The organism is Micromonospora sp. NPDC051196, assembly GCF_040682415.1.
Classification (GTDB): Bacteria; Actinomycetota; Actinomycetes; order Mycobacteriales; family Micromonosporaceae; genus Micromonospora.
This window is the reverse complement of the sequence record NZ_JBFBAY010000008.1, coordinates 1-26,711: the sequence shown is the minus strand read 5'-3', so window position 1 is coordinate 26,711 and position 26,711 is coordinate 1. Positions and strand designations below refer to the sequence as shown.

The following is a 26,711-nucleotide window of genomic DNA, read 5'->3' as shown; positions in this document are numbered from 1 at the left end:
CTCACATTGACGACGAAACGCGCCCACCGGTCACTGCCGGATCGACGCGATGGAGGAAAGATGCGACCTCCCGTCCCACACCGCACCCACCACCGACTCCTGGCCGCCACCGCCGCCGCGGCTCTCGTCCTCGGCGGGCTGGCCGTCATCGCCACCTCCGCCGCGCAGGCCGCGCCGGTCGGCGCCGGCAGCTACACCACCACCCCCGTCGGCCCGCTCCCCGGCGGCTGCGGAAACATCGCCACCAACCCCCGGCAGTACGCCACCGCAGCCGCGCCGGCCGGGCCGGTGCCGACCAACGACTGGTGGTCCTCGCTGCTGTGGAAGCGCCTCAACTGCACCTTCAGCGAGCCGCTGCACGCCCACCCGGTCGCCTACCAGCCGGTCACCGACGGACTCGGCTTCTCCGCCACCTCCACCGCCACCATCACCGGCACCGCCACCGGGGTCGGCGAATTCAAGTACCCCTACGTCGAGGACCTCCGGGTCGGAGTGGCCGGGTTGGGCGCCCCCAACGTCCTGGTGGACGACTGGACGGACTGGACGGTCACCCCGTACTGGAGTGACGGGTCGCGCACCCTGCGAGCCACCATCGGCCACGGCCTGCCGTTCACGTACTTCCGCAGCACCGGCGGGGACGCGTTGATCAACGTGACCGGTGGCAGCCCGACGGTCTGGTCCAACAGCGGCGCCACCATCGGCTTCACCGTCCGCGGCCACGACTACGTCGCGTACGCACCCACCGGCGCGACCTGGACCGTCAGTGGCGGACGGATCAGCTCCAACCTCGCCGGGCGGGGCTACTTCTCCCTGGCCCTACTCCCGGCCAGCGCCGACGGCACCGCCCGCGCCCAACTCGCCACCACCTACGGCCGCTACGCACACGCGCACGTCACCGGCACTCGGGTGGGCTACAGCTACAACCAGGCCACCAGTCAGGTGGAAACCCGCTACACCTTCACCACCACGCCTCGGGAGGGCACCGAGACTCGCACGGTGGTCAGCCTCTACCCGCACCAGTGGAAGGCGCTGACCGGGGCCACCCCGATCACGCAGACCTACCCGTCGCCCCGTGGTCGGATGAAGGTGCTCACCGGGGTCGCCGAGTTCCGCACCTCGATGCGTTTCCACGGCGTACTGCCCGAGGTGCCCGCCGTCGCCACCGGGGCCGGCGCCGACCTGACCACGCTGCGTCAGCATCTGGCGGCGACCCGCGCCAACCCGATGGACCAGCGCGGTGGGGACACCTACTGGACCGGCAAGGGGCTGGGCCGGGCGGCCCGGATCGCCGAGATCGCCGACCAGGTCGGCGACACCGAGACCCGGACGGCCGCGCTGAACGCCATCCGCGCCACCCTCACCGACTGGCTCACCGCCTCGGCCGGCGAGACCGAGCGGCTGTTCTACTACGACCAGCGCTGGGGCACGCTGATCGGCTATCCCGCCTCGTACGGCTCCGACCAGGAGCTCAACGACCACCACTTCCACTACGGCTACTACATCGCCGCCGCCGCGACGCTGGCCCGGTTCGACCCGGCGTGGGCCCGCCAGGACCAGTACGGCGGCATGATCGACCTGCTCATCCGGGACGCCAACAACTACGACCGGGCCGACAGCCGCTTCCCGTACCTGCGTGACTTCGACATCTACGCCGGGCACGACTGGGCCTCCGGGCACGGCGCGTTCGCCAGCGGCAACAACCAGGAGTCCTCGTCGGAGGGGATGAACTTCGCCAACGCCCTGATCCAGTGGGGACAGGTCACCGGCAACACCGCCGTACGTGACGCCGGCATCTTCATCTACACCACCCAGGCCGCGGCGATCCACGAGTACTGGTTCGACGTCACCGGCGAGAACTTTCCCGCCGCGTTCGGCCACAACAACGTCGGCATGGTCTGGGGTGACGGCGGGGCGTACGCCACCTGGTTCAGCGCCGAGCCGGAGATGATCCAGGGCATCAATCTGCTGCCGATCACCGGCGGGCACCTCTACCTGGGCTACCACCCGAACGACAACGCGCTCAAGTACGCCGAACTGGTCCGCAACAACGGCGGCGAACCGACCGTGTGGCAGGACATCCACTGGCAGCACCTAGCCCTCGGCGACGCCGACGCCGCCCTGGCCAAGCTACGTGCCAATCCCGGCTACACGCCGGAGGAGGGCGAGAGTCGGGCGCACACCTTCCACTGGGTGCGCAACCTGGCCGCGCTGGGCCGGGTGGACACCGCGATCACCGCGGACCATCCGCTGGCCGCCGTCTTCAACCGCAACGGTGCCCGGACGTACGTGGCCAGCAACGTTTCCGGCACCACGCTGACCGTACGGTTCTCCGACGGTACGCAACTGTCGGTGGCGCCGGGCCGGACCACCACCAGCGGTGCGCACACCTGGAGCGGCGGCAGCGGCAGTGGAGGTACGCCTCCGCCGACCCCCACGCCCACCCCGACCCCCACGCCGACGCCGACGCCGACCCCGACCCCCACCGACCCGCCGTCCAGTTCGCCGGTGCGGTACCTGCTGTCGGGCGGTGGCCTGGGCGCGGCGGGCGCTGCCGGCACGACCACCGTGGCCAGTGCCGGCGGCGCCAACTACGACGGCACGCCACGCAACCCGGTGGTGTTCACCGCGACCGGGCTCAACCTCAACCACAACGGCGGGCAGACCTCGTTCGACTTCTTCCTCGACGCCGGCCAGGCGGTCGGCAACGGGGTGCAGGCCCGCATCTCGTACGACCTGACCGGCAACGGAAGCTGGGAACGGGTGGAGACCTACCGGTACTTCGCCACCGACCCGGTGTCCGGTTGGGAGCACTACACCCAGGCGGCCGGGCTGCACTCCAGCACCGGGTCGCTGGGCAACCTGCGCGGCGGCATCGTACGGGTGGAAGTCTGGTCCGCCATCGGTAACAACCCCAGCACCCTCGGGGTCGGCAACCGCTCGGTGATCAGGCTGCCGTACAGCTGATCCGTACCCACTCACCGGCGGCCTTCGTCTGCCGCCCGGTCCCACCACCCCGCGCCGCCGGTCGTCTCCCGACCGGCGGCGCGGGCGCGTAGTTTGCAGAACATGACCCGTGATCCCATTGCCGACCTGCGCCGGATCGCCTTCCTGCTGGAGCGGGCAAACGAGGCCACTTACCGGGTCCGCGCCTTCCGGTCCGCCGCCAAGGCCCTGGCCGCGCTGCCCGCGCAGGAGGTGGCCCAGCGGGCCCGCACCGGCAAGCTCACCGAGCTGCCCGGGGTCGGCGACGTGACGGCCCGCTGCGTGGCCGAGTCGCTGGCCGGCGAGGAACCGGTCTACCTGCGCCGGCTGCTCGCCACCGAGGGCACCGACCTGGACGCCGAGGCCACCCGGCTGCGTACTGCGCTGCGCGGCGACTGCCACACCCACTCCGACTGGTCCGACGGCGGGTCGCCGATCGAGGAGATGGCGCTGGCCGCCGTCGAACTGGGTCACGAATACCTGGTGTTGACCGACCACTCCCCCCGGCTCAAGGTGGCCCGTGGCCTGACCGCGGACCGGCTACGCCGGCAACTCGACCACGTGGCGCAGCTCAACGCGGCGCTGCCGGAGGGCTTCCGGATCCTCACCGGCATCGAGGTGGACATCCTCGCCGACGGCTCGCTCGACCAGGAGGAGGAGCTGCTCGCCCGGCTGGACGTGGTGGTCGGCTCGGTGCACAGCGGCCTCAACGACGACCGGGCGAAGATGACCCGCCGGATGCTGACCGCCGTCGCCAACCCACACCTGGACATCCTCGGGCACTGCACCGGCCGGATGGTGTCGTCCCGCCCGGCCGGGGTGACCGGGCCGGGCGACCGGGGACACCGCGCGCGGACCCGCCCGGAGAGCGACTTCGACGCCGACGCGGTCTTCGCCGCCTGCGTGGAGCATCGCACCGCCGTCGAGATCAACTCCCGACCGGAGCGTCAGGACCCGCCCAAGCGGTTGATCCGCCGCGCGCTGGAGGCCGGCTGCCTGTTCGCCATCGACACCGACGCGCACGCCCCCGGTCAGCTGGACTGGCAACGCTTCGGTTGTGAGCGGGCGGCCCGCTGCGGCGTCCCCATCGACCGCGTGATCAACACCTGGGCCGCCGACGACCTGATCGCCTGGACCCACTCCTGACCCGCCCGTACGCCCGCCCCACCCGGACGCCTCACCCGGACGCCTCATCCCGACGTCGACCCAACGCCCACCCCCACGGAGGAGGCATCGTCCACCCGGGCCGAGGACGGCGCATCGTCCACCCGGGCCGGAGACGGCGCCACGCCCGCCCTGGGGCGGTGACGGCGGCCGATCAGCCCCTGCGACACGGCCACGCCGAGCAACACGATCAGCGCGCCGACCGGCTGGTGCCAGGTGAGCCGCTCGTCGAGCACAAGCGCGCCGATCACGATGGCGAAGACCGGGATCAGGTAGGTCACCATGGCGGCCGTGGTGGCGCCCACGGTCCGGATGTTGTGCAGGTTGATGACGAAGGCCAGCCCGGTACCGATCGCGCCCAGCACCAGCACGGCGGCGACCACGCTCGGCGACAGGCTGGTCGGTGCCGGCGGCGCGCCGGCCACCAGCGGCGCCACGATGGCGAGTTGGGCCGTGGCGAGCATCAACTGCGCAGTCGACAGCGACAGTCCGGACAGCTTGCTGCCCGCGACGAACTTCTTCTGGTACGGAATGGCGAGGCCGTAGCAGGCCGCCGCCCCGAAGCACATCAGCTGACCGACCAGGTGGGCACCGCCGACACCCTGCCAGACGCCGAGCACCACCAGCACACCGGCGAAGCCGAGCGCCAACCCGACGGCCTTGCGTACGGTCAACCGCTCGGTACGGAACACCAGTACCGCCATCGGCAGCACCACCAGCGGGGTGGTGGCGTTCCAGATGCCGGCGAGCAACGACTCGATCCGCTGCTCGCCGTAGCCGAACAGGGTGAACGGCACCGCCACCCCGAAGGCGGCGATCACGGAGAGGTGGCCCCACACGCGCGGATCCCGGGGCAGTCGGTCCCGCAGCAGGGCGAGCACCACCAGCAGGGTCAACGCACCGGCGCCGACCCGGTAGAGGGTGAGGTGCAGGGGGTGCAGTTCCGCCACGCCGACCTTGATGAACAGGAAGCTGGAACCCCAGATGGCGGCGAGTGCGACGAATCCGGGCAGCCAGCTCCGCAAGGCCGGCTTGTCAGGGGTGAAGTCCATGGTCACCCCTGACACTCTGCCCCTGGGGAACGGCATTGTCCTGCGGATTTCCGCCGCCGTGTCGCGCACCACAGAAACCACCTACATTGGTAGTGCGTTGACCGGCCGAGGAGGTGTGAACCCATGGTGATGCCGATGCGCTTCGACCCACTTGTCGATCTCGACGGAATGTGGACGACCCAGCTCGCCGAGCGCTACCTCCCGCTGCCTGAGCTACCCGATGCGCGCTACGAGTGCATCGACGGGAGGTTGGTCATGACGCCCGCCGAGGTCGGCACGACCAGCTACGGCGAGATCGAGCTCGCCCATCTCCTCAAGCCCGCCGCCAGGGCTCACGGTTTCTACGTGTTCGGTCAGGTGAATCTGACCTTCTCGCCGCAGCGATGGATTCAGCCGGACGTCACCGTCCTGCACGCGCTGCCGAAGACCGACGAGGAGGACCGCTGGATTCCGGCGCACCTGTGCACCATGGCCGTCGAGTTCGTCTCGCCCGGCAGTCGTCGCCAGGACTTCGTCGACAAGCCGATGCGCTGCGCCGAGGGGCGGGTGCCGTACTTCATGCGGGTGGAGATCTCCCGCCGACTGCGGCACGCCGCGGTGGAGCTGTTCACCCTCGGCAAGTTCGGCGGCTACGACACCCTCGCCCAAGCTGTCAGCGGTCACCGGTTACGCGCCGACGAGCCGTTCCCGATCGACTTCGATCCGGCCTACCTCCTCCCCTGACCGTCGCCCGCCGACAGCGACACAAGGCCGTCGCCGTGCCAAGCACCCCACCGCCGTCGGCGGGTCGCCACGCCGGTGCGGAAGGGCCGGAAAGGCGGCGGTGTCTGCCCGGCCGTCTCGCGTAGTGTCGCGACGTGGGACGAATCGACGACATCGCCAACCGTTACGTCGCCGAGTGGGCCGCGCTGAGCCCGACCGGCGCCACCTACGTCGGCATCTCCGGTTACGACGACCAACTGGACGACCTGTCGCCGGACGGGTACGTCGCTCAGGCCGAGCTGACCCGCCGCACCCTGGCCGACCTCGACGGCACCGAGCCGGACACGGAGGCGGAGCACACTGCCCGGGAGGCGATGCAGGAACGACTGGGCCTCGACCTTGCCCGTTACGAGGCCGGCGAGACGACCAGCGAGATCAGCGTCATCACCAGCGGATTGCACCACACTCGAATGGTCTTCGACCTGATGCCCACCGAGGGTACCGAGGCGCAGGCCAACATCGCCGCCCGGTTGAACCTCTTCGCCGGGGCGATGGAGGGCTACAAGACCACGCTGCGCGAAGCGGCGGCGGCCGGCAAGGTCAGCTCGCAGGCCCAACTGATCGAGGTCGCCAAGCAGTGTGACGCCTGGGTCGACCCGGAGGGCGACAACGTCTTCCACGGCCTGGTCGAGCGGTTGGGTGCCGAGGGTGCCCTCGACGCCGAACTGCGCCGGGGTGCGGCGGCGGCCACCGCGGCAACGGCCGAGTTCGGGCAGTTCCTGCGTACCGAGCTGGCGCCGCACGGGCGGCAGAAGCAGGCGGCCGGGCGGGAGCGATACGAGCTTGCCTCGCAGTACTTCCTCGGCGCCCGGATCGATCTCGACGAGACGTACGCCTGGGGCTTCACCGAGCTGGCCCGCCTGGAAGCCGACATGCGTACCGTGGCCGGGCAGATCCTCAGTCCCGGTGCCACCATCGACGAGGCGGTCGCGGCGCTGGACGCCGATCCGGCCCGCACCATCCAGGGCAAGGAGGCCTTCCGGGACTGGATGCAGCAGCTTGCCGACCAGGCGGTCAGTGAGCTGAACGGCACCCACTTCGACATCCCGGAGCAGGTACGCCGGATCGAGTGCATGCTCGCCCCGACCAGCGACGGGTCGATCTACTACACCGGTCCCAGCGAGGATTTCGCCCGACCGGGCCGGATGTGGTGGGCGGTGCCGCAGGGCATCACGGACTTCTCCACCTGGCGCGAGGTGACCACCGTCTACCACGAGGGTGTTCCCGGGCATCACCTTCAGGTCGGGCAGACCGCCGTCCGAGCCGGGCTGCTCAACCGCTGGCAGCGGCTGCTCTGCTGGGTCTCCGGGCACGGCGAGGGCTGGGCGCTGTACGCCGAGCGGCTGATGGACGAGTTGGGCTACCTGGAGGATCCGGGTGACAAGCTCGGCATGCTGGACGGCCAGGCCTTCCGGGCCGCCCGGGTGATCGTCGACATCGGCATGCACCTGGAGCTGGAGATTCCGAAGGACAACCCGTTCGACTTCCACCCGGGGGAACGCTGGACGCCCGAGCTGGGCTGGGAATTCCTGCGGGCGCACTGCCGCGTACCGGACGAGATGCTGCGTTTCGAGTTGAACCGCTACCTGGGTTGGCCCGGGCAGGCCCCGTCGTACAAGGTGGGTGAGCGGATCTGGCTACAGGCCCGCGACGACGCCAAGACCCGCAAGGGCGCCGACTTCGACCTGCGCGAGTTCCACCGGCAGGCGCTCGACCTCGGTGCGCTCGGGCTCGACCCGCTGCGCCGGGCGCTGGCCCGCCTCTGAGTCCGGCATCGACGCGTTGAAGGGGTGGACCCGTGCGGGTCCACCCCTTCAACGTCGACGTGCTCAGCGGGTCAGTGCTTCTCCGCGTCGCCCTGCGTTCCACGCTGGATCGGCACGGTGGGGTCCTCGGAGCGCCAGTTGGTCGACGCCGGCGGGATCTCGTCGGTCAGCGGCCCGCCCGCGCGGTCGTCGCGTACCGCCGGCTGGTCGACCCGGGTCGGCGCCGAGTCCGCCCGGTGTCGCCGGGTGGCCACGGCCGCCGGGGCGGGCCGACGGGAGAGCAGCAGCGCCGCGACGATCAGCGCCAGACCCAGTACGACGAGGGCGAGCGGCGCCCACACGCCCAGGATCGCCAGCTGGCCCCGGCTCGACTTGGCCCGGTCGGCAGAGGCCGTCACGGTCTCGTCGTTGTACACGAAGTCCGCGTCCAGCAGCGTCACCGGTGCTCCCGTGTTGGGCGTCAGCACCTTCTTCTGCTGCTCCCGCACCTTGATGTAGGAGCCGGTCACCGGGTCGACCCAGACCGTACGGGTGTTGCTGTAGACGATGTCGCCAGCGGTCGCACCCGGGGCGAGCGCGCCGAGCAGCAGGGCGATCCGCTCGGCGGGCAGCGGCAGCTTCTCGTCGCTGATGACCTGCTCGTACCGGTACGTCTCCAGGCCCTCGATCTCCTCGGTGCCCTTGAACTCGGCCATCCGGGTCTGCCGCAGGTCCCGGTCGAAGACCTCGTAGTTGCTCTGCGCAGCGTTGAACGGGAACTTGTAGATCTGCCCGGCGAACGAGACCCTCTCCGGGGCACCGCTGTCGTCGAGGAACTGGTCGTTCCACTCCACGGCCGCACCGGAGACCCGGTCCAGAGCCAGCTCCGCGCCGTACGCGCTGACCAGTTCCTTGGTGTCGGTCCGGTCGACGGTCTGGCCGACCCGCCACACCACCGTGTCGCCGGCGAGGTCACCGCTGAGCGCGGCGGTCTTGTCGCGTTCCGGAGTGACCAGGATGGTGGACTTCAGGTCAGCCTGGTCGATGTCGACCGCGCCGTTGGTGATCTGGAGAAACGTCGCGCCCTTGGCCTCGGCGACCGAGGTCGAGGGATCCAGGTCGTAGGGCAGTTTGGTCATCGCCGGTTTGACGACGAACACCAGTCCGGCGGCCAACGCCAGGAGCAGGACGCCCCCGCCGAACAGCACGGCACCCACGGCGCGGTGCTTCATGTTTCCTCCCTAGAGGAGCGAATTTCGTCGGTGTCAATCAGTGGGATGGCCGCGAGGTTACTACCTGGTCACATAGCAACGCGACCCCCGGTCAGCTCTGATTTCTGCATCGTGTCGGGCTGATGCCCCGCGCGACGGCGCAACACCAGGACGAAATTCCAGGCCACCACTTCCCGCAGCCAGGGAACCCGGATCACCCAGCGGGCCCACCACGGGTGGTATCGGGGCAGCGCATCGACCATATCGATTTGGTCATTGCTCCGCGCCCAGCGCAGCGTGTCGGCGATCGACACCGGGAAGAGCGTCTCCCGGAACCGGTTCTTCGGCGGCCGTCCGGTGCGGCGTTCGTACCGGCGGCGGGCCCGGTCGCCGCCGAGATAGTGCCAGGGCGCGGTCTCGTGCCCACCCCAGGGCGAGAACCACGGGGTGTACGACACGAAGATCAGCCCGCCGGGTCGGGTGACCCGCACCATCTCGTCGAGCATCCGGGGTGGTTCGGCGACATGCTCCACCACGTTGGACGAGAACGTGACGTCCACGCTGCCGGTGCGTACCGGCAGTGCCGTGCCGCTGCCGCGCAGCATCCCCGCCACCGACTCGCCGGCCGCCGAGAAGTCACCCACGTCCGGGTCGAGTCCCACGTATCGGGCTCCGGCGGCGCGGAAGGCGGCGGCAAAGTAGCCCGGCCCACCGCCGACGTCCAGCACGGTCCGGCCGGACAACTCGGTGTAGCCGTGGACCTGACGTACCGAGTCGGTGGCCAGCAGGCCGTAGAAGTGGTCCGGGTCGGTCTGCTCGACCAGGAATGCCCGGAACAGGGTCACCGAGCGGCGCAGGGTGGCGAACCGGCGCCGCGCCGCCCGCCGCTTCCGGTCGTCCGCTGTCGTCACCGCGTCACCGTCCCGTCCTCGCCCTCAGCTCTGGCGTCGGCCGCCTGCGGCGGCTCACCGGATGTGCCCGGCGTCACATGATGCGGGATGGGCGGGTCGGGTCGTACGCCGGGTGCGGGCATCACCGCCGCGACCACCGCGCCGACCGCGACCAGCATCGCCGCCTGCACCCAGGAGCCGTAGGCCCAGCTCTGCCCGTGGCCCTGCACCCGACCGGTCACCGCGATCACCGTGGCCACCGTGAGGCCACCGAGCACCACCACCGGTAGGGCCCGCACGGCCAGTTGCCGCAGCAGCATCGCGGCCAGCACGATCGCCACCGGCAACACCCCGCCGAGCGCGGCGAGCAGCAGCACCAGCAGTCCGCCGATCACCCAGCCGGGCGCCTCCGCCGGAACCGCCCCTGCGCCGTAACCACCGAACACTGTGGGCTCGGCTCCCACCGCCACCGTGGGCTCGGCTCCACCCGTCGCCCGGCGCCGCACCGGCCAGCCGGCCAGCAGCAGCACCCCGACAGCCGCCAACGCGCCGACCAGCAGCGCGTTGCGGTACGTCCGGTCGGGCGCGAACACCAACCTGACCTCGCCGCCGACACCAGCCGGCAGTACCCACGCCTGCTGCCACCCGTCCACCTGCGTCGCGGCCAGCGACTCGCCGTCCAGTTCGGCCGTCCAGCCCGGGTTGGCGTTCTCCGGCACCACCAGCAGCGCCGACTCTCCACCGGCGACCCGGACCGTTCGGTCCGTCGGCGCCCAGTCCAGCACCGTGACGGCCCGATGCCGAGGCCCGTCGCCGCCATCCACCGGACCCGAGGACGCACCGTCCACCGGGCGCAGGGTCGCGTCCTGCACGAGGAAACCCGACGAGGGCGAGGTTGCCAGTCGGTGCCCACCGGTCGGCAGGTCCAGCACTGCGCCGCCCGGCCCGCAGATCCGCAGCGCCACCGGCCGACCGGCCAGCACATCACCCAGCCGGGCGTTGACCGACGTGTCGTAGCGGTGACCGGCCAGCTCGACGGTCGGCCCGTCGCCGCACCGCTCGACCACCCGGGTCTCGGCGTCGACCGGCTCCAGCAGCTTCGCCAGCGCCGGGATCTCCACCTCGGCGATCCCGGCGGTCGCGGGCCAGCCGTTGCCACGCTGATCGGCGATCCGGAGTTCGGTCGATCGCACCACGATCTCGATCCGGTTGGTGCGTACCGCCGGGAAGCGCACCGTCCCGTCGGCGCTGACCGGCACCACCACCTCGCGCCCGGGCGTACGGATCTCGACCTCATCCGGCAGCGAACCCACCGGCAGTTGCGCGGCACGCAGCCGCAGTTGGTCGATGCGACGCGGACCCGACCAGCTCAACCGCAGGGTTGGGCGCAGGTCGCCGGTGTCGGCGAGCCAGGCCGTGCCGGGGTCGCCGTCGATCGCCGCGTACGCCGTCACCGCCGGGTCTCCGGACAGCCGGGACGAGGCGCTCGCCCGCACGTCCAGGTCGGGCAGCTTCAGCTCGCCTCCCGGGCGAGGCACCGCGCGCAGCGCCATCCGGTACGTGCCGGCGACCGGGCTGCGGAAGACCCGGTCCAGTCCCAGCGGCTCCTCACCGACCCGGGCCAGGAACCGGTCGCACCGGATCACCGTGTCGGCCGCCCGCACCGGCGATCCGTTCACCGAACCGACCGCCACGATCCGGTCCGCGTCCCTCGCCTCGGTGAGATGGCACGCCGGCCGGTCGGCCGGGCCACGGCTGAACACCCAACTCACCGGCCCGTCCGAGTCCGGTGGCAGGTCGGTGGGGGCGCGCAACGCGCGACGTGGCTCGGTGTCCGGGATGGTCAGCTCGCGGATGCCGACGGCTCCGTCGAGCCGCCCGTCGGCCACCGCCAGCACGGTCACCCGCACCCGGCTGGTCGGCCCGGGCAGCGTGTAGTACGTGTGCCCACCCAGCACCGGGGCCACCTCATGATCCACCGAGCCTCGGTCGGTGGTGAGCCGGAACCGGGTCACCGGCCAGCCCACGGCCAGGTCGGTGACGAACGCCAGGCGCACGTTCTCCACCTGGCGGGGAGTGTCCAGGTCGACCTGGAGCCACTGCCCGATCGGCCCGCTCAGCGGCGCCGAGTGCCAGGCGGTGTGCTGCTCGCCGTCGATGGCCGCGAACGGCAGGCGGGACGGGTCGGCCGGGCCGAGGGTGTCCACGAAACTCACCGCCGAGGACGCGGACACCTCGCGTACGCCCTGGTAGGTCGCGGTGGTCTGGTGTTGCTCACCGGAGAAGGGCAGCAGGTCGAGCGCGACCCGGCCCTGCCGTCCCGCCTCGTTCGCGGTCAACGTCTGGGAGAGGTTGTCCCGGACCCGGCCGATGTCGCGTTCCCGGCGGCGCAGCCCGTCGGTGACGATCCACGAGTCGCCGGTCGCCTCCGGCACGGCGGCCTGGTCGCCGGCGAGCACCACCGGCCGGTCCCGTTCCACCACGCCCTGCTCCAACAGGGGCAGCAGCGACTCCGGGCCACCGCTGACCGTGGGCACGTCGGCGGTGAGCACCGCCGAGGCGGTCGGTACCGGTGAGCGGACCTCGTACACCTCGATCGCCGGCAGGACGTCGGTGCCCTCGTCGACCGGGCTACCGATCGTCCGGGTCAGGGCCTCGGTGCTGCCGAACGTGGCGACCCGGGTGATGCCGGGCGACTCGGCCAGCGCCCGACGCAGCACCGCCACCGGTGGTGCGTCCACCTGGATCCGGTCGATGTCGTTGCGCAGCAGCAGATGCCGGAATCCGGAACGGGCGAGCAGGTCGGCCAGCCCGGCAGAGCCACGGCCGCTGGCCAGTACCTCCTCGACGGTGTCCATCATCCGGGTGTTACCGGCCGAGCCGAGCGGAATCTGGTGACGGACCGCCCAGGGCGCCCCGGCCAGGGCCTGCAACGGCTCATCGACCGTGCGCCCCCACTCGTACTGCCCGAAACTGGAACCGGGCACCATCAGCGTGCGGGCCAGCGCGTCCCGGTCGGCCAGCCAGGTCGCCGCCGACCGCCAGTGCGGTGGCAGGTCCGCCCAGCCCGGGCCGGGACGCAGCAGACCCAACCAGGCCGGTGCGGCGGCGCCCAGCACCAGCAGCAGCACCGGTACGAAGGCCAGCGGACGCAGCCGGAGGCCGGGCCGGCGTCGGGCCAGCGCGTGATGCATCCGGGTGACCACCGCGTCGACGCCATGCGCGAAGCCGAGCATCAACGGCAGCCGCAGCACCGGGTCGAGTTTGTGCACGTTGCGCAGCGGGGCGAGCGGGCCGTCGAGCAGCCCCCGGACCAGTTCGGAGAGCGGGCTGTCCACCGCACCGACGTAGCCGATGGTGAGCAGGGTCAGCCCGGTGAGGAAGCCGGCCACCAGGAATCGTCGCTGGGGCAGCAGGTTGCCGGCCAGCCCGGCCAGCCCGATCAACGCGACCACCGCGGTGAGCGCCATCAGCACCGGGTGGTCGATCAGCAGCCAGCCGGCCGGCCACCACGGTTCGCCCTGCACGATGTACGCGACCCACTGGTTCGTGCCGCGTACCGCCTGGAACAGCGAGGCCACCGCCGTGGTGGTGGTGGACGACTCGATGTAGTCGAGGAACGGCAGGCTGTACTGGCCGAGCAGCAGCAGCGGCACGATCCACCACAGACACACCCCGACCACGCAGACGCACCACCAGGCGACCAACCGCCGGTGCTCGGCGTCCCAGCGCCGGGTGAGCAGCCAGACGCCGGGCAGCACCAGCGCCATCAGCACCACTGCCGCGTTGATCCCGCCCATGCCGAGCACGGCCAGCGCGGAGAGCGCGGCGGCGCGGCGTGGTGAGCCGATCCGGCGTACGGTCACCAACGGCAGCAGCACCCAGGGCAACATCGCGGCGGAGAGGGTCTCCGAGGACAGCACGCCGACCTCGGTGAGAATGCGCGGGGCCAGCGCATAGCCGAGCGCCGCCGCGTACCGGGTCGGTTCGGTGCCGATGTTCATCGCCCGGGCCAACCGCAGCAGCCCGTAGAACGCGGCGGCGAGCAGCAGCGCCGTCCACAGCCGCTGGGTGATCCACGGCGGGATGCCCAGCAGTCGGCCGGCGGCGAAGAACGGCCCCATCGGGAACAGGTAGCCGTACGCCTGGTTCTGCAACTCCCCTGCGGTGGCCTCCGGGTTCCACAGGTGCAACGCCCGGGCCATGAAGTGGATCGGGTTGGCGGCCAGGTCGAGCTTGGTGTCGAAGGTGACCTGACCGGGCCGCTGCCCGAAGGAGATCGCGGTGAGCAGCAGCAGCGACAGCACCGTGCCCGGCGACCGACGCAACCGGGCCAGCAGCCGGCTCGCCGGTGGCGCCAGCAGCCGGCTCATCGGCGGCACTCCGGCGGCAGGCAGCTCAGATCGGCCAGGGCGGAGAAGAAGATGCGGCGCATGCCGCTGGGGTCGGCGGTGACGAAGACACGTCCGCCGGTGACCTTCGCGATCGCGTTCAGCTCCTCGGGATCGATCTCGCCGCCCAGCCCGATGAAGATGATCGGCAGTGGGCGGCGTGGTTCCTGCATGCGCTTCAGTTCGGCGAGGAAGGCGGCCCGACCGATGCTGTCGTCGTCCTCGTTGCGGCCGTCGGTCATCACCAGCACCAGGTTGATCCGCCCGGGAGTCCAGTTACGCCGCGCGTCGCGGTACGCGGCCAGCGTGCTGTCGTACAGCCCGGTGCCGCCCTGCGGCTTGACCTGGACGGCGGCGAGCGCCTCGGCCAACTGATCGCGTTGGGCGCCCAGCGGGGCGACCGGCAGGATCTCCTGGTAATCCCGTTCTCCGGCGAGCTTGGTGGCGAACGCCCACACGCCGAGTTCACTGTTGTCCAGCAACAGTGCCGCACCTTCCTCGGCGGCACGGACCGTCGCATCGAGTCGGGTGCCGCCACCGGGGACCTGCGCGGCCATCGAGCCGGAGACGTCCAGCAGGGTGAGTATCCGGGCGCTGCGCTGCACGCCACTCCACCCGGTCAGCAGGTCGGTGACGACCTCCTCGGCCGGTAGCGGGATCGGTCGGCGTTCCTCGGCCCGCAGCCGGTCATCGCTCGGCATCGCGGGCGGGAAACCCGACGCGGTCCGGAAGCCGTGGCCGACGAAGATGTCCCGGGCTGTGGTGTTGAGCAGTTCGGCGAGGAACTTCGCGGCGGCGTCGCGCGTCCGGTCCTGCGCGGCGGGCAACACCACGTACGGCAGGTCGAGCCAGGGCACGGCGATCTCCGGGTACGCGGCGACCAGCTTGCCGGACGTGGTCAACGCATTGTGTTCGAGCACGGCCTGTTCGCTCGTGGCGACCACGTCGACGCGACCCGGCAGCTCACGGCCGGGAGTCAACGTGCTGGTCGCCTCGGACGGGCTGAAGGTGCGGCTGGCGAGGCGGCGCAGCGTCGCCGCCACGGTCGCCGTCGAATCTCCGTTGTCGTCGGCCAACACCCGTACGCCGAGCAGGGCACCGACCCCGGCCGGGTCGGCGGCCGGGTCGGGCAGCCCGACCTGGACCGCCCGCGCCCTGGCGCCGACCAGGGACTTCCAGGTCAGCGGTTTGCCCGGCCAGCCGGAGCGACGAGCGACCCGTTCGGTCGCCGCCAGCACCACCGGCGTACTCGCCACCGACGTGCCCGCAGCGGGGACCTCGAAGGCACCTGCGGCCCGGGCCCGACGCAGCCAGAACGTCGACTCCGGCAGCCAGGCGTCCGCCACGTCGCCGCCCTCGGCGAGTTCCCGGGTAACCGCCGCCGACGGCCGGGCCTGCACCTCGACCGACACGCACGGCTGGTTGCCCGCGTTCGCCCGCGCCACCCGGTCCAGGGCCGGCGCGATCACGGGGGCGGCCGTCACCCGCAGCCGGACCTGTTCGACGCAGGTCGGCGTGCCCCGGTCGGCGCGCACGTACGCGACCGCCGCCCAGCCGGCCAGCAACACCGCCAGCGCGGCACTGAGCAGCACCACCGGCGACCGGCGGGACAGGGTGCGCGTGGGCGCACGACGGTCGGCCTCCACCGCCGCCTCACCTCCTCGTCACCCCTGCGGCCGACACGCCGCCGCAGGTCAAACGCGTCGCGACGAGACCCCGCATCGGGCAGGCGACCATCGCACACTGTCGCGCTGCACACCCTGCCAAGGTTTGTGCGCCTCGGCAAACCCCTGATCGACGACCCGTCGTCCGACCCGCGCTGCCGAATCTGCCCATTGCGCACCCGGGTCGGACCGCCCTAGGGTGGCGCGATCGTGCTCACTTACTCGTCGGTAGGAGCAGCGTGGACAACTCCGACACCCCCTCCCGCCACGTCCTGTTCCTCAACTGGCGCGACACCACCAACCCGGAAGGCGGCGGCTCCGAGGTCTACATCGAGCGCATCGCCGCCGAACTGGTCACCGCAGGCCACCGGGTGACTCTGCTCTGCGCCGCGCACGACAACGCGGGCCCGGCCGAAACCACCGAGACCGGCGTACGGGTCCTGCGTCGCGGCTCGCGGATGACGGTCTACCTGCGCGCGGCGCTCACCTGCCTGGCCGGCCGGTTCGGCTTCGGCCCGCTGAGCCGGCGTGCTCTGGGTCGGCCGGACCTGGTCGTGGACGTCTGCAACGGGGTGCCGTTCTTCGCCCCGCTCTACGTCGGCCGACCCGTCATCGCACTGGTGCACCACGTGCACCGGGAGCAGTGGCCGGTGGTGTTCGGGCCGTGGATGTGCCGGCTGGGCTGGTGGATCGAGTCGTGGCTGGCGGTACGGCTGTACCGGCGCTGCCGGTACATCACCGTCTCCGAGGCGAGTCGGGCCGAATTGACCACGTTGGGTGTCGACGCCGACCGGATCGACGTGGTGCCCAACGGCACCCCGGCCGTGACCGGCCCGTCCCTGCCGCGTACGACCCATCCGTCGCTGCTGGTTCTCGGCCGGCTGGTGCCGCACAAGCGGGTGGAGATCGCCCTCCGGACGGTCGCCGAACTGGCCGACGAACTGCCCGACCTGGAACTGGTGGTGGCCGGGCAGGGCTGGTGGGAGGAGCCGCTGCGCGAGTTGTCCGAAACGCTCGGCATCACCGACCGGGTCCGGTTCACCGGTTTCGTCAGCGAGGAGGAGAAGCACGCCCTGCTCTGCTCGTCCTGGCTCGCCCTCACCCCGTCGCTCAAGGAAGGTTGGGGGCTGACCATCGTGGAGGCCGCCGCATGCAGCACCCCGACGGTGGCGTTCCGCTACGCCGGCGGGGTGGCCGAGGCGATGGTCGACACGGAGACCGGCCTGCTCGTCGACGACGAGCAGGAGTTCACCGCCGTCGTCCGTGAACTGCTCGCCGACGACGTACGCCGCAAGGCGATGGGCGAGGCGGCGCTGACCCACGCGGCCCGGTTCACCTGGACCGCCACCGGCGCCCACTTCGCCCAACTGGTGGCGCAGGCCACTGCCCGCGACTGACCGGCCGTCTGCGCAGGGCCCGCCCGCGACTGACCGGCCGGGTTGCGCAGACCACCGCCTGGTCGGCCAGGGCACGACGAAAGGCGCCCGCGTCGCGCGCGGGCGCCTTCAGTCGGTCGAGGTCAGCGCGTGCCGTACAGCGGGGCCTCGGTCTGCTCGCTCACCTTGGCGGTCGCGGCCTCCTTGGCGGACGGGCTGAGCACGTTCGCCAGACCGACACTGCCGAGCAGGCCGAGCACGACCCCGAGCACCCCGACGGCGACGAACGCGGGCAGGTTCCTCATCCACCTTCTCCTTCCGCGGGACTCGCGTGCCGGGACGCTACCACGCGGTAGCCTCGTCGCGCAGCGCCCGAAAACCCGATGGCCAGCACCACCATTCCGGCCAGGAGATGCGCCAGGCCCACCGGCCCGGGACGGGCAGGAGCGGGCGAGGGTCGCCATTGCGGGTTTTCGTACAGAGTCAGGTCGCCGTCTGCGTACACCCGTTGGAGTCCGGCCAACGTCGCCGGGTCCACCGGCGGGCCGGCCGCCCGCTGCACCAACACCCACCGAGAACCAGCCGCCGCCACCGGCTCACCCGCGCCGAGCAGGTCGCGTACCCGAGCGGCCTGCGGGTCCTCGCCCGCCACCGCCGTACCGTCCACGCGCAGCGTGTCGTCGATCAGGACCGGCACGCCCAGATATCGGGGCGCCGGATCGATCACCACCTGGCCCTCGTTCCAGGCGTAGCTCTGATACTCCTGGAACGGCAGCGAGATCACCTCACCCGGCCTTTCCTGCACCAGCCGGGCCACGGTCGCCCAGTCCGCCGGCCAGGCCACCGGGCGCAGCCGTCCCGCCCCGCCGAACGCCAGGTCGGGCAGGACAGCAACGGGCAGCAACGCCGCGCCGACCAGCAACACCCGCCCGGTCGTCACGTCGAACCGGGCGGCCAGCAACTCGGCGAGCCGCTCCGCGCCCAACGCCACCGTGATCGCCAGCAGCAACGCGTACGGAATGAGCAGTTTCTGCCCGTCGCGCAGCAACCCGGCGCCCGGCACGTTGGCGACCAGCCAGCCCAGCACCGTCACCGCACCCGGCAGCACGCCGAGCGCCGCCGCCAACCACGACCCGACCGCCAGCAGGCCGAGGCGGCCCACCACCCCCGTCGGCCACCGACGCCGCAGCAGCGGTACGCCACAGCCGGCGACCACCAGCAGCAGCCCGGTCGCCAGCGGCACCAGCAGCCCGGCGCGCGACGCCGGGGTGGCCTGTGCGTTCCAGATGCCACCGGTGCCGGCGAGCGCCACCAGTGGACCGGCCCAGTTCTCCGCGCGGGCGGCGAAGACGGCCACCCCGGCGGGATCGGACCGGCCGTCACCGGCGCTGGTGAACCCGGCCACCAGCCACGGCGCGTTCAGCAGCAACGTGACGCCCACCCCGACCGACGCCGACCGGGCCGCGCCCCGGTACCGCCCGACGACCAGCACGGCGACGACCACCAGGGCGAGCAGGCCACCGGTCGGGGTGATCGCCGAGACCGCTGCCGCCAGCAGCAACCGACGCAGCGCACCCCGCTCGCCCGCCCGTACCCCGAGCGCCGCGCGCACCAGCCAGGGCAGCGCGGCGTACGCGACCAACAAGCCCCACTGACCGATCAGCAGCCGCTCGGCCAGGTACGGCGTCCAGGCGTACCCGAGTGCGGCGACCACCTGCACGGCCGTCCGCCGGGTCGGCACCAGCCGGGCGGCGCCGAGCGCGGCGAGATAGAGGATCGCCACCAGTACCAGGCGTTGCAGCAGCCAGCCCGGGACCAGTTGGTTGGCCAACGCCACCACCGCGTCCTGCGGAACCGCCCGGGGCAGCGCCGTCGCCGGGGCGATCACCTCCCAGCTCAGCGTCTGCCTCGGCACGAAGATCATGTCGTAACGCAGCACGTAGCCGGGCAGGGCCAACGGTGCGAGCACCACGGCCGTCACGGCGGCAGCCACCAGGTGCTGCGGCAGCCAGCCGGATCGGCTGCCGACCGACGGGGCCGAGCCGCGCTCAGGCACCGATTCGGCCCGCCGTTGCCGTTCCCGCATCCGTCGACCTCACCTCGCCGGTACGCGGCGACCCGCCGCGTCGGTGGCGGCCACTGTAACCGGCAGACTTCGCCCGGCCCGCCAACCGGTCGAACCATCCGTTGACCTGATAGGGAACGCGTTCAGTGGTGTGGCAGTCTTCCCGCCATGGCATCGGCGGGGGCAGGCGTGGCGGAGGCACCGGGTCGGCTGGGCGGCCGGCTGAGCGGCGACCGGATCGCCACGGCGGCACTGATCATGATCGCGGTCAGCGTGTTGTGGCGTGCCCAGGTGGCGTCCCGCGGTTTCCTGGCGGTTGACGACTACGTGCTGATCACCCAGGCGGCGGAGTCCCGGCTGACCGTCGAGCATCTGTTCGCGCTCTACAACAACCACCTCATGCCCGGCGGGCGGCTGCTCATCTGGCTGGTCACCGAGTACGTGGGCCTGGCCTACTGGCCGTACGTGCTGCTCATGGCGATCGGCCAGGCAGTCCTCGGGATCACCTTCTTCCGGCTGCTACGGCGAATGCTCCGGCCCTCCGCGCTGCTGCTCCTGCCGCTGGGCCTGCTGCTGTTCAGCCCGCTGACCCTGGAGGCGACCACCTGGTGGGCCGTCGGCGTCAACATGTTGCCGATGCAGATCGCCATGGTGCTCGCGGTCTCCGCCCAGGTCGGCTACGTGCAGACCCGACGCACCCGCCACCTGGTCGCCCTGGCGCTGTCGCTGCTGTTCGGGCTCTTCTTCTTCGAGAAGTCGATCCTGATCGTGCCGCTGGTCTTCCTGCTGACCGCCGCCTGTTACGCCGACGGCGGCCCGGTACGGGCCGTCTGGACCACGATCCGGCGCTGGTGGCCGTCCTGGCTGGTGCTGACCGTACTGTCTATCGTCTTCGCGGCGGCCTACCTGAGCCGTTCGGAATCCTCGCTGCGTCGACCGGAATCGGCGGGCGAGGTCTTCTCCTTCCTGACCCAGATCTTCGGATCGACGGTGATTCCCGGCCTGGTGGGCGGCCCGTGGCAGTGGCTCGGCGCCGGCGACGGCGCGCCCGTCGCCGCACCGCCGCAATTGGGCACCTGGGTGGGTTGGACCATCGTCGCCGCCGTGGTCACGGCGACCGTACGCCAGCGCCGCCGGGCCGGCCGAGCCTGGCTGCTGCTCGCGGCGTACCTGCTGATGGTGGCGGGAATGCTTGCCGCGACCCGGCTCGGCTCGGCCTTCAGCGGGGTCGCCGGCGGCCACCCCCGGTACGTCAGCGACGTCGTCGTGGTCGCGGCGATCTGCCTGGGCGTCGCCGTGGTCGGGCTGGCCCGGACGACCGGCACGACCCTGCCACCGGCAACGGCGCAGCCGCCGACCGCTCCGGCTGTTCCGGCTCCGACTGCACCGGCTGCGGCTGCCCCCGCTGTCGCGGCGGTGAGCCAACCGGCGTGGCCGGTCTCCCGCCACGGCGTCATCCACGCGGAGGCCCCCGTCGACCCGGAACCCGACCCCATCCCGGTCACCCCTGGCCAGCCTCCGGCCGAAGCGCCATCGGTCCCGACGGATGCGCCAGCGGCCCCGGCCCAAGCGCCGCCGACTCTGGCCGATGCGCCGCCGGTCCCGGCCGAAGTGCCGCCGGCTCCTGTCGATGTGCCACCGGCGAACCCGACCGAGCCGCCCACGCCGGGACTGCTCGGCCCGGTGCCGGAGCGTTACCGGGAGGCGGTCACCGTCGTCCTCGTCCTCGTCCTGGTCGCGGTCGGCCTGGGCACGGTCTGGACCACCGCCCGGTACGGCGACGAGTGGGCGGCGAAGTCCGGCCGGTCGTACATCGACACCGTGCGGATCGAGATGGCCAGCGCACCACCGGACACCGTCTTCTTCGACGCCCCGGTACCGGACAACGTCGTGCCCCGCCTCTCCTCGCCGTACAACCTCCAGTCCCGCTTCTTCCGTGCCTTCGGCACCCGCCCTACCTTCGTCGACGAGACCGACAACGCCTCGATCCTCGACGACCTCGGCCGCATCCAGGTGGCCACGATCGTGGGCAGCACCATCCAGCCCGGCCCCCAGGAGGGCTGCGGCTACCTGGTCGACACCGGGAAGACCGTACGGATGCCGCTGACTGAGCCACGCTTCGAGTGGAACTGGGTGGTACGCATCGGCTACCTCAGCTCGGCGGACGGCACGGCGACCCTGCGGCTCGGCGATGGGGTGGCACAGTTCCCGATCCGCAAGGGTCTGAACCAGCACTTCTTCCGCATCACCGGTGGCGGCGACACGGTGGAGCTGGCCGTGACCAGCGGCGAGGTGTCGCTCTGCACCAACGAGATCGCGATCGGCAACCTGGCACCCAAACCCGAGTAGCGACGCGACGTCACTCGGGACGGAACAGCACCGAGTTGACGTACCGGGGCCGGGGCCAGACGACCCGGCGGGCGAAGCTCTGACCGACCCGTACGATCGCCTCCCGCTGGTGTCCACCGAGGTCGAAGTCGGCCAGTGGCACCCATTCGCGGTCCGGCAGCACGTATCCGCGGTAGCCCCAACCGGTGAGCAGGTCCAGCAGCGGCGCGACCGGTTGGATCCGCTCCTCCACCTCGATCAGCAGCACCGGCCGGTCACGCTTGACGGTCTCCGTCGCGCCGCGCAGCGCGGGCAGTTCGTGCCCCTCGATGTCCAGCTTGACGAACCGCACGTCGGTCAGGCCGAGCGAGTCGAGCGTGATCCGTCGAACCGGCACCGGCACACCCTGTGTCGGATCCTCCAGCGACGAGGTGCCCACGATCGCGCCCCCTGCGGGCAGGTACAGCGTGGCGGAGCCCTCATGGTCGGAGACGGCCGCTTCAACCACCTGGACCGTGGGGAAGGCCGAACGCAGCTGTCCGGCCAGCGCTGCCGTCGGCTCCACCGCAACCACCCGCTCCGCCCGCCGCAGCAACCGGGCGGTCCACGGGCCGTACCAGGCGCCCACGTCCACCGCCGTACCGCCGGACGGAACGAACTCCGCCAGCCGGGCCAGTTCCGGCTCGACCCGTGGATAGGCGCGACGGATGGCCGCCCCGAGCAGCCGCTCGGGGAGCATGGCCGCCAGGCCGGAGGTTGCTGCGGGGGCCAGCTTCGTCGACGCCATGGGGCAGCACACTAGACGCTTCCGGCCGCGCTGGGCAGGGGGTGCCGGTAAGGGCTGTCCGTACGGGCTACTGGCCGGTACCGTCTTGCCGGTCGGGCCGCCTCCCGACGGGATCAGCCGGCCGGTCGAGCGGGCGGCCGGCAGACGCGGAGTGGCATGACGCAGACGACAGGCAGCGACACCAGCCGGGTTCGGCTCGGTGCGGCCGGTGCCGCCGTCACCCTCGCCACGCTGGTGACCAACGCTCTGGCGTACGTCGTCCCGGTGCTGGGCGCACGCCGGCTCAGCGCCGCCGATCTGGGCGCCCTGGCCACCGTCCTCGCGCTCGGCGCGATCGCCGCGGTTCCCGGGTTCGGGCTACAGATCGCGGTGGCCGCACACCGGGCCCGCTGGGGCGGCGGTGGCGCCGGCCGGCTCGGGCTGCGCACCGCCGCGCTCACCGGGGCCGTCACGCTGGCTGCGGTACCGCTGTTGACGGTGCTCCTGCGGCTACCGGCCCCGCTGACGCTGCTGCTCGCCGCCACCACGTTCGCCACCGTACTGGCGGGTCGGTGGCTCGGTGAGTTGCAGGGCGACCAGCGTTTCCTGCGGCTCGCCGTCGCAATGGCCGTGGTGGCCGCCGGCCGCTACGGCGGCCTGGTCGTCGGTCTCCTGCTCGGCCGAGGGCCGGTGACCTGCCTGCTGTTGACCACGGTCACCGGCCTGCTCGCCCTGCCGATCCTGGCCCGTCTCGCCGCCCCGGAGACCGCGGGCGTTACGTCGCCCATCGGGCGGGGCGCGGAATCAGCCACCCCACCGGGCGCGGTGCTGACCGGGCCGCGAGGCGATGAGCCGGGAGCCGGCGAGACCGGCGGTGTGGTGCCGCGCCGGCTCGGTGCCCGGCAGGTGACGACCGCCTGCGCCGCCACGCTGGCGATGCTCACCATCTCGTACGCCGACCTGATCCTCGCCCGCCAACTGCTGCCCGCCGCCGACTCCGGCGCGTACGCGGTCGGTTCGGTGCTCACCAAGGGTGCGTTGTGGGCGCCTCAGGTCGTCACACTGCTGGTACTGCCCCGGCTGGCCCGCGGCGACCGCCGCGCCCGTCTGGTGGCGCTGGCATTGATCATGGCCTGCGGGGCGGCCCTCGTCCTCGCCGCCACCATCGGCGGCGAGTTGGCGTTCCGGCTCGCCGGCGGCGCCGGCTATCTGCACCTGGCCGACACGGCACCGATCTTCGCCGCCACCGGTGCGCTCTACGCGGTGGTGTTCATGTTGGTCAACGATCGGGTGGCGACTGGCGCACGATGGCCCGCCGCACCGCTGTGGGTGGCCACGGCCGGCCTGGCAGCCGCCACTGCGCTCATCGCGCCACGCACCGTCACCGGCGTGCTGTCCTGCGCGCTGATCGCCGCCACCGTGACCGCCGCGGCGATGGTCTGGCTGGTCTTCCGGCCGGGCCGACCCACTCACGCGATCAACATCGGTAATCTCCGGCCCACCTGGATGCGCGGGTCACAGCGAACGAGGACTACGCTCAGTGATCAGCCTGGTGCCGTGACGAGGCAAACGGGTGTCGATGACGACTCTGCGGGCACTCAGGCTCCCCGCGCCCCGTCTCGTTGGCTACCGTAGTTGCTCCCGGGGTGGAGGTTCTCAGCTCCACCCACGGCCATTTCCGAAGAGGTAGCTGTGACGCTGTACGGCGAAAACCGTCCGCCCGCTGACGACGACCGGCCCACGGTCCAGGTGACAGCGGTCAGTTGGCCTGTCGAGGAACCGGAGCGTCCCACACCGGTCGCCCCACAGGACGGCGCGAAGCGTTCCCGTCGGGTCCGGATTCTGCTCGCCACCGGGGTGGCCACCACCGTACTCGCCTCGGTCGGCGTTGTTGCCGCCTGGGCGTACGCCGGCGACGTCCCGCGCGGCACCACCGTGCTCGGCACCGAACTCGGCGGACGCAGCCGGGCGGACGCGGCCCGGGAACTTCAGGCCCAACTGGACCGACGCGCGGCCGAACTGGCCGCCCCGATCGAGGTACGGGTCGGCGAACGGACGGCGCAGATCAACCCGGCCGAGGTCGGCCTCACCGTCGACGTGGAAGCCACCGTCGCCGCCGCGGCGCAGGCCGAGGCGCACACCGTGGACCGGCTGGTCGGCTCCCGCGAGATCGAGCCGGTGGTCTCCGTCGACGTGCCGAAGCTGGAGGCCGAGCTACAGAAGCTCGTCGGCAAGCAGGGCCGGAAGATGACCATGCCGGCGATCACCTTCTCCGGCACCACGCCCAAGGCGCGCCACCCCAAGCCGAGCCTGGCCATCGACGCCGAACATTCGGCTCAGGTGGTCAAGGACGCCTGGCTCAACGGACAGTCGGTGACCGTGCCGTTGGTCGAGAACCACCCTGTCACCTCCGCCGAAGAGGTGGACCGCCTGGTCGAGGAACTCGCCAAGCCGGCGGTCGCGGCACCGGTCAAGCTGACCACCGACCGGGGCACGGTGACCATTCCGCCCCAGGCGATCGCCAACGGCCTCCGGTTCAAGGCCGACAAGGCTGGCAAGCTCACCCCCAGCGTGGACGCCAAGCAGCTCCGGTCCGCCCTCGCCGACCGACTCGACAAGGTCGAGGTGGCGCCGAAGGATGCCACGATGACCATCTCCGGCGGTAAACCGAAGGTGGTCGACGGGCGCTCCGGCAAGCAGGTGGACATCGGCGCGCTCCGGGACGACCTGCTGGCAGTCCTGGCGCGCACCGAGGACCGTACGATCGCGGCCGAGCTCAAGCCGGTCGCGCCGAAGATCACGGCGGAGAAGGTTGCCGGGCTCGCTATCAAGGAGAAAGTCTCCTCCTTCACCACGTACTTCACCGGTGGGCTGTCGTCGCCACGTAGCCAGAACATCGTGACGATCGCCAAGCACGTGGACGGCACGGTGGTACTCCCCGGCGAAACGTTCTCCCTTAACCGCCACACCGGGGAGCGCGGCTACGCGCAGGGCTACCGCGACGCTCCGGTCATCCTCGACGGCAAACTGGTGCCGGGGGTCGGCGGCGGCACCTCGCAGTTCACCACCACGCTGTTCAACGCGACGTACTACGCGGGCCTGGAAGACGTCGAGCACAAGCCGCACTCCTACTACTTCAGCCGCTACCCGGCCGTCATCGAGTCGACGATCTTCTGGCCGAACCTCGACTTCAAGTTCCGAAACAACACCGAGTACGGCGTACTGATCGACACCTCGTACAAGGCAAACTCGATCACCGTTTCGATCTGGAGCACGAAGATCTGGGACAGCGTCAAGACCGAGTACGGCCCCCGGCGCAACATCACCTCGCCGAGGACTGTCTATCTGGAGCCGGGTCCCAGCTGCATCCCGGCCAACGGCAGCCAAGGCTTCACCCAGGATGCCTTCCGGGTCATCAAGAAGGACGGCAAGGTCGTCAAGCGGGAGAAGTTCACCTGGACCTACGACGCGGAGCCTCGCTTCATCTGCGCCAAGCAACCATCCTGACCTGGGAGCTTCCCGACCTCCACTTCCTCGTCAGTAATGTCACGGCCCCGTCCGGCTTCCCGCCGGCGGGGCCGTTCTCATGGCGGAAACCGTCCACGGCGGCGCGTCCACACACCTGGTGTCACCCATTCATCCGCGGATCGGCGCACTTCTTCTCCGGGCTGCGGCCCTGGGCCGACCGGCGTACCCGTTAATCGGATGCGGGCCTCTGGTCTCTGTTGGCCGTTGACCCGCTGGTACCGTTTCCGGGTTTCAGCAGCAGGACCCTGCGTCAGCCATCCGAATCCGGGAGTCTGTTCAGCATGCGAATCCGGGAGTCTGCCCAGGCCCGCAGCTGACCTCGCCGCCTTCCGCAGGCCAGCCCACCACTGTGGCCGGCGCCAGCGTCGGCGCCCTCACAGTCGGCAGTTGGTGCCCCCGGGGGCGGGCAACGGACCGACCCCTGACGCGCTCGGGTGGTTGTGGATCGTGTCAGGGGTGTGGGGGGTTGTGGGTGAAATGATTCGAGGGCCACCCCGCATGGGGGTGGCCCTCGAATCTAGAAGATGTCCGGCGGTGTCCTACTCTCCCACACCCTCCCGAGTGCAGTACCATCGGCGCTGGAGGGCTTAGCTTCCGGGTTCGGAATGTAACCGGGCGTTTCCCCTCCGCCATGACCGCCGTAACCTTATCAACATATCAAACAACACCACACCAACAACTGTCGGGGTGTCCGTTTGTTTGTTGTGAGTTACACAGTGGACGCGAGCAGAATCTTTGTGAGCAAGTCCTCGGCCTATTAGTACCGGTCAACTGAACCCGTTACCGG

15 protein-coding genes, 1 rRNA gene and 1 pseudogene are annotated in these 26,711 nt (G+C 71.3%); 8 read left to right on the top strand and 9 right to left on the bottom strand.

Annotation, left to right across the window (positions count from 1 at the left end):
* The first annotated feature begins 60 nt into the window (after positions 1 to 60).
* The gene (locus tag AB0M35_RS16965) at positions 61 to 2,964 is read left to right on the top strand and encodes a glycosyl hydrolase (RefSeq protein ID WP_363746261.1); all 2,904 of its coding nucleotides are present in this window, start codon (positions 61 to 63) and stop codon (positions 2,962 to 2,964) included.
* 102 nt (positions 2,965 to 3,066) lie between these two features.
* Complete coding sequence (locus tag AB0M35_RS16960; RefSeq protein WP_363746259.1) at positions 3,067 to 4,128, top strand: PHP domain-containing protein; 1,062 nt, start codon at positions 3,067 to 3,069, stop codon at positions 4,126 to 4,128.
* Here AB0M35_RS16960 and AB0M35_RS16955 read toward each other — a convergent pair.
* A pseudogene (locus tag AB0M35_RS16955) lies at positions 4,014 to 5,204 on the bottom strand (DMT family transporter). The gene AB0M35_RS16960 and the pseudogene AB0M35_RS16955 sit on opposite strands and share 115 nt — an antisense overlap.
* 117 nt (positions 5,205 to 5,321) lie before the next feature.
* Here AB0M35_RS16955 and AB0M35_RS16950 point away from each other — a divergent pair.
* Positions 5,322 to 5,921 carry a Uma2 family endonuclease gene (locus tag AB0M35_RS16950; RefSeq protein WP_363746257.1) on the top strand — a complete coding sequence of 200 codons (600 nt, stop codon included), beginning with the start codon at positions 5,322 to 5,324 and terminating at the stop codon, positions 5,919 to 5,921.
* 134 nt (positions 5,922 to 6,055) lie between these two features.
* Positions 6,056 to 7,726, top strand: a complete 1,671-nt coding sequence (locus tag AB0M35_RS16945; protein ID WP_363746255.1) for a DUF885 domain-containing protein — start codon at positions 6,056 to 6,058, stop codon at positions 7,724 to 7,726.
* Between the two features lie 71 nt (positions 7,727 to 7,797).
* Here AB0M35_RS16945 and AB0M35_RS16940 read toward each other — a convergent pair whose 3' ends face one another.
* The 4 genes from AB0M35_RS16940 to AB0M35_RS16925 form a co-directional block, all read right to left on the bottom strand.
* Entirely contained in the window at positions 7,798 to 8,937 is a 1,140-nt protein-coding gene (locus AB0M35_RS16940; RefSeq protein ID WP_363746253.1) for a DUF3068 domain-containing protein, read from the bottom strand.
* Positions 8,938 to 9,005: 68 nt separating this feature from the next.
* On the bottom strand, positions 9,006 to 9,827 hold the full coding sequence (locus AB0M35_RS16935; protein WP_363746251.1) for a methyltransferase domain-containing protein: 822 nt from the start codon (positions 9,825 to 9,827) through the stop codon (positions 9,006 to 9,008).
* Positions 9,824 to 14,179 (bottom strand): alpha-(1->3)-arabinofuranosyltransferase, encoded by a 4,356-nt coding sequence (locus tag AB0M35_RS16930; protein WP_363746249.1) that lies wholly within the window; start codon positions 14,177 to 14,179, stop codon positions 9,824 to 9,826. Before AB0M35_RS16930 ends, AB0M35_RS16935 begins: the two co-directional genes overlap by 4 nt.
* The gene (locus AB0M35_RS16925; protein ID WP_363746247.1) at positions 14,176 to 15,843 is read right to left on the bottom strand and encodes a substrate-binding and VWA domain-containing protein; all 1,668 of its coding nucleotides are present in this window, start codon (positions 15,841 to 15,843) and stop codon (positions 14,176 to 14,178) included. The genes AB0M35_RS16930 and AB0M35_RS16925 overlap by 4 nt, the downstream gene beginning before the upstream one ends.
* Before the next feature lie 257 nt (positions 15,844 to 16,100).
* Here AB0M35_RS16925 and AB0M35_RS16920 point away from each other — a divergent pair, with 257 nt between their 5' ends.
* Complete coding sequence (locus AB0M35_RS16920; RefSeq protein ID WP_363746245.1) at positions 16,101 to 17,258, top strand: glycosyltransferase family 4 protein; 1,158 nt, start codon at positions 16,101 to 16,103, stop codon at positions 17,256 to 17,258.
* 122 nt (positions 17,259 to 17,380) lie between these two features.
* Here AB0M35_RS16920 and AB0M35_RS16915 read toward each other — a convergent pair whose 3' ends face one another.
* Complete coding sequence (locus AB0M35_RS16915; protein ID WP_363746243.1) at positions 17,381 to 17,542, bottom strand: hypothetical protein; 162 nt, start codon at positions 17,540 to 17,542, stop codon at positions 17,381 to 17,383.
* A complete protein-coding gene (locus AB0M35_RS16910; protein ID WP_363746241.1) occupies positions 17,539 to 19,323 on the bottom strand; it encodes a hypothetical protein in 1,785 nt (594 codons plus the stop codon). The genes AB0M35_RS16915 and AB0M35_RS16910 overlap by 4 nt, the downstream gene beginning before the upstream one ends.
* Positions 19,324 to 19,470: 147 nt before the next feature.
* Between AB0M35_RS16910 and AB0M35_RS16905 the strand changes: the two genes are divergently transcribed.
* A complete protein-coding gene (locus tag AB0M35_RS16905; protein WP_363746239.1) occupies positions 19,471 to 21,651 on the top strand; it encodes a hypothetical protein in 2,181 nt (726 codons plus the stop codon).
* Between the two features lie 10 nt (positions 21,652 to 21,661).
* On the opposite strand, the gene AB0M35_RS16900 is transcribed toward AB0M35_RS16905, so the two are convergent.
* Entirely contained in the window at positions 21,662 to 22,417 is a 756-nt protein-coding gene (locus AB0M35_RS16900) for an FkbM family methyltransferase (protein WP_363746237.1), read from the bottom strand.
* A gap of 156 nt (positions 22,418 to 22,573) precedes the next feature.
* On the opposite strand from AB0M35_RS16900, the gene AB0M35_RS16895 reads away from it, so the two are divergent.
* Both AB0M35_RS16895 and AB0M35_RS16890 read left to right on the top strand, forming a co-directional pair.
* Positions 22,574 to 24,031, top strand: a complete 1,458-nt coding sequence (locus tag AB0M35_RS16895) for a polysaccharide biosynthesis protein (RefSeq protein WP_363746235.1) — start codon at positions 22,574 to 22,576, stop codon at positions 24,029 to 24,031.
* A 57-nt stretch (positions 24,032 to 24,088) separates the two neighbouring features.
* The gene (locus AB0M35_RS16890; protein ID WP_363746233.1) at positions 24,089 to 25,903 is read left to right on the top strand and encodes a VanW family protein; all 1,815 of its coding nucleotides are present in this window, start codon (positions 24,089 to 24,091) and stop codon (positions 25,901 to 25,903) included.
* Between the two features lie 547 nt (positions 25,904 to 26,450).
* Here the strand turns inward: AB0M35_RS16890 and rrf are convergent.
* A 5S ribosomal RNA gene (gene rrf, locus AB0M35_RS16885) occupies positions 26,451 to 26,567 on the bottom strand.
* Positions 26,568 to 26,711: the final 144 nt, after the last annotated feature.